Raw genomic sequence first — 6,391 nt, forward strand, 5'->3', positions numbered from 1 at the left:
GGCGCCGGTTGGAAATCACCGTTGGCTGTCTGATAGGGTAAATGGGCCGAGTATTCTTTGACGCCATATACGCCTAGTAATCTTGTTTTATTTTTGATTGCGAGTTGAGTGGCTTTTCTTAATCCACAGCTCCCTTCTTTGTTGGGAGTACGAACGGCGACGGTATATTTACCTTTATTTTTTACATCAACTTTCTTGAGCGTTTCTTCAGAAATATATCTCCAACCGGGTATGAAATTCGTTCCCTGTTTTTTTGCTCCTGCGGGAGTTTCGACGGTACCAAAGCCGCCGCCCAGTACGACATCCATTCCGGACAGCGGTTTTTCCGGGTGTGAAATCGAGGGCTGACCTAGCAGGTCACGGGCCAGATCCTGGTAATCATTTCGGTTTACATTATGTGCGTAGGCAGCGGCCGGCGTTGCGTGAGTGACAGGCACGCTGGTGACAACACCAATCGCGTAGCTTTTTTGTTGTGCCTCATGTGCAATGGTAGATACGCGGGCTCCTGTGGGATCGACATTGATGGCACTGTTATACGATTTAATGCCGGCTGTCATCGAAGAAGCCGTATTTGCCGAATCGGGATAAGCGTGTTCGCCGTAATTGTTTTTCACACTGCCGACCAGATATTTTTTATCGTTACCTGCAGTCCAGGGATTGGCTCCCCCTTTCGCTGCATTATAGCCGCCGCGTTTTTTGCCTCCCGGGTTAATGACGCTTTGTTGATTGACATCAACGGTCGTTCCATCATTATGAGGAGCCGTCACCATGTAGCCAAATTGTGATGTGCCCTTTGCGCGGTAATCCTGAAAATGCAGGCCGGTACCGCGACCACTCTTGTAGTTGTCTTCACCGGTATAGAAGAGGGCGGCTGCTTTCGTGGTCTGCCAGTCCATGCCATCAAAAACAAATAAAATGATGTTCTTCTTACCCGCTTTGAGAGCCGCCTGTTGCAAGTCAAAAAGATTCGTCTGATCGAGATATTTGGCTTCTGGATTCAGAGTATTCTCCGGCAGGAAACCATAAATTTCTTCTAACGATTTCTTATCACGGTAGGGGCTATTCTTCTTTGAATAGGAATTCAGATTAATTCCCTTCCCTTTTTTTCGGGTTCCAAATGTGTAGACAGGGATCAGGCGCAATGAGTGAGTCGACCATTGTGTATAATTTTCGGGATCAAAGCCCCAATGCGCAACGGGGCTTTTTTTGTTTCGAATTGCCTCCGTCTGAATTTTACGAATGTGATCTATGTTCGATTTCTCTGCCGAGACAGGTTTCTCTGCTGAAACAGGCGTGACAATGATCAGTAAAATCAATACCAGCAGGCCACTGGAAATGGCGCGTTTCATTTGATCCTCACAAGCAATGGAAAGTAGTAATGGAAAGAGTATGGGAAGGCAGGAATTCATTATAGCCAGACGGGTCTGGGGTTTGTAAACAGTCTTAGCGTGAAGCGTTGGTTAAGTTTTGAAGATTCAGAATTCGCGGCCAGGGTCAACCAGTCAGAAACTAATCAATCGTGAGTTTCTGCGATGTTAAGATCGAAAGCCCACAGGTTTCTTAATTCATTCTTTCATCATGGTGGGGGAGATCCGCTCCTGAACTCGACGAGACCGCGCTAGCGTATGTGTACGTGCGAACAATAATGCCTGTTTATTGAGCAATATTCTGGAATGGTATATGTTTTGCATTATAATGCGATTCTGCTTTCACATAGAATCTTTTATGTATGACAAACTCAAATCAGGAAACGAAGATGACTCCTCGGGAAGTGCTCGCCCTCTGTCGTGAACGGGAAATTCAGGCTATCGACCTGCGATTTATGGATTTTCCCGGAACTCAAAAACATTTCACAATTCCGGCTAAGATATTGGTGGAGAAGAGTTTCGAAGACGGCTTCGGCTTTGATGGTTCTTCGATGCGCGGCTGGAAGGCCATCAACGAAAGCGACATGCTGGTTGTTCCCCAACCTGAAACGGCGTTTGTTGACCCTTTTATGTCCAACACCCTGGTGATGACCTGCAATATTCAGGATCCCATTACGCGTGAAGACTATGCTAAAGATCCGCGCAATGTTGCCCGAAAAGCAGAAAGCTATATGCGGTCGACCAAAATTGCAGACGTTGCCAATTTTGGGCCGGAAGCCGAGTTCTTTATTTTTGACGATGTTCGTTTTGATCAGAATGAGCATGAATGTTATTACCATGTGGACAGTATTGAAGGTCAATGGAACCGAGGAAAGGCGGGCGGCTCCTCCAACGCCGGCTATAAAATTCGATATAAGGAAGGTTACTTTCCCGTTCCTCCCGCGGATACACTTCAGGAAGCGCGTACAGAGATGATGCTAGCGTTGATGGATTGCGGTGTGGAAGTCGAAGCGCAGCATCATGAAGTTGCCACCGGGGGCCAGTGTGAAATTGACATGAAATATGCGCCGCTGTTAAAGACGGCTGACAATTTGCTGCGTTACAAATACATTGTGAAAAATGTCGCTGTGAAACATGGTAAGACTGCGACCTTCATGCCCAAGCCACTTTGGAATGACAATGGTTCCGGGTTGCATCTTCATATGTCGCTTTGGAAAGAGGGCAAACCGTTGTTTGCAGGTTCGCGCTATGGGGGCCTCAGCGAGATGGGCATGTATGCCATGGGTGGTATTCTGAAACATGCGCCTGCACTGTTTGCGTTCTGCTGTCCCACGACCAACAGTTATAAACGATTGATTGCCGGCTACGAAGCTCCCATCAATCTGACTTACAGTTATCGTAACCGATCCGCGGCGATTCGTATTCCCGTGCACAGTCCGCATCCCGAAAATAAACGATTCGAGTTCCGTTGTCCCGATTCTTCTTCGAATCCCTATCTGGCCATGTCAGCAGTTTTGATGGCCATGCTGGATGGTATTCAGAATAAAATTGATCCTGGTCAACCTCTGGAAAAAGATATCTACGATCTGAAAGCAGATGAACTGGCCGAGCTGCCTGCAGTTCCTGATTCCCTCGAGCAGTCACTGCAGGCCTTGCGAGACGATCACAAGTTCCTGCTTGTCGGCGATGTCTTTACCGAAGACGTGATCGACACCTGGATCTGGTACAAAACCACTCAGGAAGTGGCGGCGCTACGCGAGCGTCCCCATCCTTATGAATTCGCCATGTATTACGATATTTAAATCGTGATCCGAATCGGGTTCTTAAAGCGACTCCCGTTCCCATTGAACGCTTTTCACCAATCGCGTTTTTTTGAATAGCACCACTTTGGTACTTTCATAACGAATTCCAATATCCTCAGTATCTGGTGAGAGGCCCGTCATGATAGTCCAGCGCTGAGGAACGGTATCGCCCAAATCTAATACAAAAATGAGATTTCAGATGCCTTCCTCATCCGGCTGTGTTATAATACTGGCCCTTCGGGCATTGTCCCGCCTTATTTGATCAACCTTAGAAACGCTCATAAGTCCTCGGAGAAGTCCTCATGAAACAAGCATTTGGTTTATTGTTTTTTGTTGCAATACTGCTTTCCCCTCGAATGACTCAAGCTGGTGAAACGGTACTTCATGAGGATTGGCAGGCGATGTCGCCGCGTGAAGAACTGCTTCCGAATATTTCCTGGGATGCCAAAGCGGGTCGGAAAGGTAAAGGAGCCTTCATTCTCCAGGCAGATGGCCGGGAAGGTTTGATGGGGCACATTCAGAAGACGTTGCCCGTGAAGGGAGGCCAGACTTATGAATTCAGTGCGTTCCGAAAATCGGACGGGATTGATCTCGTTCGCAGAGCAGGCGTAGCTCGTTTGAGATGGCTTGATCAGAAGGGAAAGCGTGTGAAGCGGGATGAGAAATCGTATGCATCCTATCGACCGGGTGAACGTCCTCAGGCGGAACCCGAATTTCCCGCCGATCAGGAAACTCAGTCTGGCTGGACGAAAGTCTCCGGACTTTACCGGGCACCTACAGATGCGGCTCAGGTTCAAATCGAATTGCATTTTCGCTGGGGGCCACCACATTCGAAAATTCAATGGAGTGATATCCGCTTCGAAAAGTCCGCAGAGATAAAACCGCGCATCGTGCGGCTTGCTACGATACATCATCGTCCTCAAGCAGGAAAATTACCCAGTGATAAACCGGCACAGTTCGCTAAGTTGATTGAAGAGGCGGCGGAGCAGAAAGCAGACCTGGTAGTACTTCCCGAATCAATTACGGTCTATGGCACAAAACTGCCCTATGCCGAGTGTGCAGAGGCCATTCCTGGTCCTTCCACTAACTATTTTGGTGAGCTTGCCAAAAAACATGATCTGTATATCGTGGTCGGTCTTTACGAACGCGCAAAGCATCTGGTTTACAACGTTGCCGTGTTAATTGGTCCGGATGGAAAAATTGTCGGCAAATATCGAAAAGTGACACTACCTCGCGGCGAGATCGAAGGGGGAGTTACACCGGGTAGCGAGTATCCTGTTTTTGAAACCCGTTTTGGAAAAGTGGGCATGATGATCTGCTACGACGGGTTCTTTCCGGAAGTGGCACGCGAACTGAGTAAAAATGGCGCCGAAGTGATTGCCTGGCCTGTATGGGGTTGTAATCCGATGCTCGGTGCGGCACGTGCTTGTGAGAATCATGTTTACGTCATCAGCAGTACTTACACAGACACGTCTTCTAACTGGATGATCTCTGCGATTTATGGTCTGGACGGTAAACCCTTGGCGCAGGCTAAAGAATGGGGTACGGTTGCCATCACTGAAGTTGACTTGAATCATCCGCTTTATTGGCAGAGTCTGGGAGATTTCAAATCACAAATCGAACGGCACCGCCCGGAAGTAGCTACGAAGCCATAGCAGATATTCTGAGTGGACCTTGCAGATTGTCTTTTTCACAATCTACGCAATTCATTTAGTCGTTTACGGGAAGCAGTCGGCAATGTTTATGATTGTGCCTCCGCCGCCTGTATTAACCGTGGCACCGTTGTTGTTTGTCGAGAGGTTAGGCAGGTCTTCCACGTTGATGGTACCGCCCACGGCAGCAAAGAAGTCGAGAGACGTATTAGTTGTATTTCCCGATGCCTCTACACAGAGTAGATGAGGCGAGCCGACAAACACGTCGAGTCCTACTCCACCAATACCACCCGATAAAATATTGTTATTGACCTGGATGCGGGCAGCGCTGGCTGTGCCACTATCCATGAGCACTTCGATACTATCATCAAAGAGACCACCGGTCTGTGCAATCAAGTTGTTTGTGACGAAGATATCGTGATCTGTACCACGATCAATGTCCAGCGAGATCCCATCGTCAAACAGTGCTGCAAGAGCATCATCAGAAATGGTGTTTTGGTTGATGGTGGTGTTTGTTGTGCCAGTCGTATTCAGACCGAGATAGATACCCGTTCCAAACAGATTGACCAGATCATCCGAATCGATCGTATTATTAGCGATCGTTGTTGTGGCTGACCCTGAATTGTAGACCACACTAATACCATCTCCGAACACACCTGCGGTATTTTGGATCGTGTTGCCGGTAATGGTGGTCGTCATGGCACCGGTTGAGTTACTTGTGTAATTTATTCCATCTCCAAATGCATTCAGGATACTGGTAATCTGGTTGCCTCTAATGCGTGTTGTTACATTACTGGCTCCTGAGGTAGAGACTTCGATTCCCGTACCCGCTAAGGCAAGCACACTGGTGATGATGTTATTGTCGATGTCGACGGTCGCGTCTCCATTGATACTGACATCAATGGCGTCATCGAAGGCGGTCAGAATACTCCGGATCGTATTTCCGCTGATGGTACCGTTGCCGGAACCATTTGTGACTGCGATTCCATCAATGCCTGCATCATCGATTGTATTGGACGAGAAATTAAAATTCGTGACATTCTGGGCTAAGATACCTTCATCCATGGGCGTGTCAATGGTCGTACTCTTGATGGTAATGTTTTCTGAATTAGAAGCATAAACCCCGCTCCCTCCACTATCGGTGATAGTCCCGCTGTTGAGAGCGAAACTGCCACCCGTCAAGTTGTCAATCCGGACGGCATCGGTGCCGGAATCTGTGCTGTTGAGGTTGTTGATCGTAATATTCGCGGTACTGTTACTGACATTAACAGGAGACGTACCATTTGTCGTTGTGACTTGTCCAAACAGTATTGTCCCGCCTGCATTTTGGATATCGATGCCATTTCCGTTGGTATTGGTAATCGAACTATTGGTGAAGGTGACATCTCCACTACCCCCGGAAATCGACACGCCGAGCCCACCCGATTTGGTAAGAGGCGTCTGGTTGAATGTGGCGGGGCCTGTTAAATTTGAGAGGCTGATTGCCGTACCGGCTCCGGTATGATTGATCGTATTATTAGCCCGCATTTCCCAGATGACTTCCCTCGCTTTGGCACGTAATTTGCGCCAT

At 48.1% G+C, this 6,391-nt stretch carries 4 protein-coding genes; 2 read left to right on the plus strand and 2 right to left on the minus strand.

From position 1 onward, the window contains the following. On the minus strand, positions 1-1,349 hold a 1,349-nt coding region (locus tag Q0668_RS21105; protein ID WP_298868267.1), incomplete at its 3' end, for an alkaline phosphatase. A 407-nt stretch (positions 1,350-1,756) separates the two neighbouring features. Here Q0668_RS21105 and glnA point away from each other — a divergent pair. Next, a complete protein-coding gene (gene glnA / locus Q0668_RS21110) occupies positions 1,757-3,169 on the plus strand; it encodes a type I glutamate--ammonia ligase (protein WP_298868272.1) in 1,413 nt (470 codons plus the stop codon). A 302-nt stretch (positions 3,170-3,471) separates the two neighbouring features. After that, complete coding sequence (locus Q0668_RS21115) at positions 3,472-4,824, plus strand: carbon-nitrogen hydrolase family protein (protein ID WP_298868268.1); 1,353 nt, start codon at positions 3,472-3,474, stop codon at positions 4,822-4,824. 63 nt (positions 4,825-4,887) lie between these two features. On the opposite strand, the gene Q0668_RS21120 is transcribed toward Q0668_RS21115, so the two are convergent. Then, on the minus strand, positions 4,888-6,391 hold a 1,504-nt coding region (locus Q0668_RS21120; RefSeq protein ID WP_298868270.1), incomplete at its 5' end, for a right-handed parallel beta-helix repeat-containing protein.

Source organism: uncultured Gimesia sp. (genome assembly GCF_937910335.1).
In the GTDB taxonomy this organism is placed as follows: Bacteria; Planctomycetota; Planctomycetia; order Planctomycetales; family Planctomycetaceae; genus Gimesia.

Bases quoted from the DNA above. Each gene is read 5' to 3' on its own strand.
- glnA (WP_298868272.1), top strand. From the start codon at position 1,757: ATGACTCCTCGGGAAGTGCTCGCCCTCTGTCGTGAACGGGAAATTCAG.
- Q0668_RS21115 (WP_298868268.1), top strand. From the start codon at position 3,472: ATGAAACAAGCATTTGGTTTATTGTTTTTTGTTGCAATACTGCTTTCC.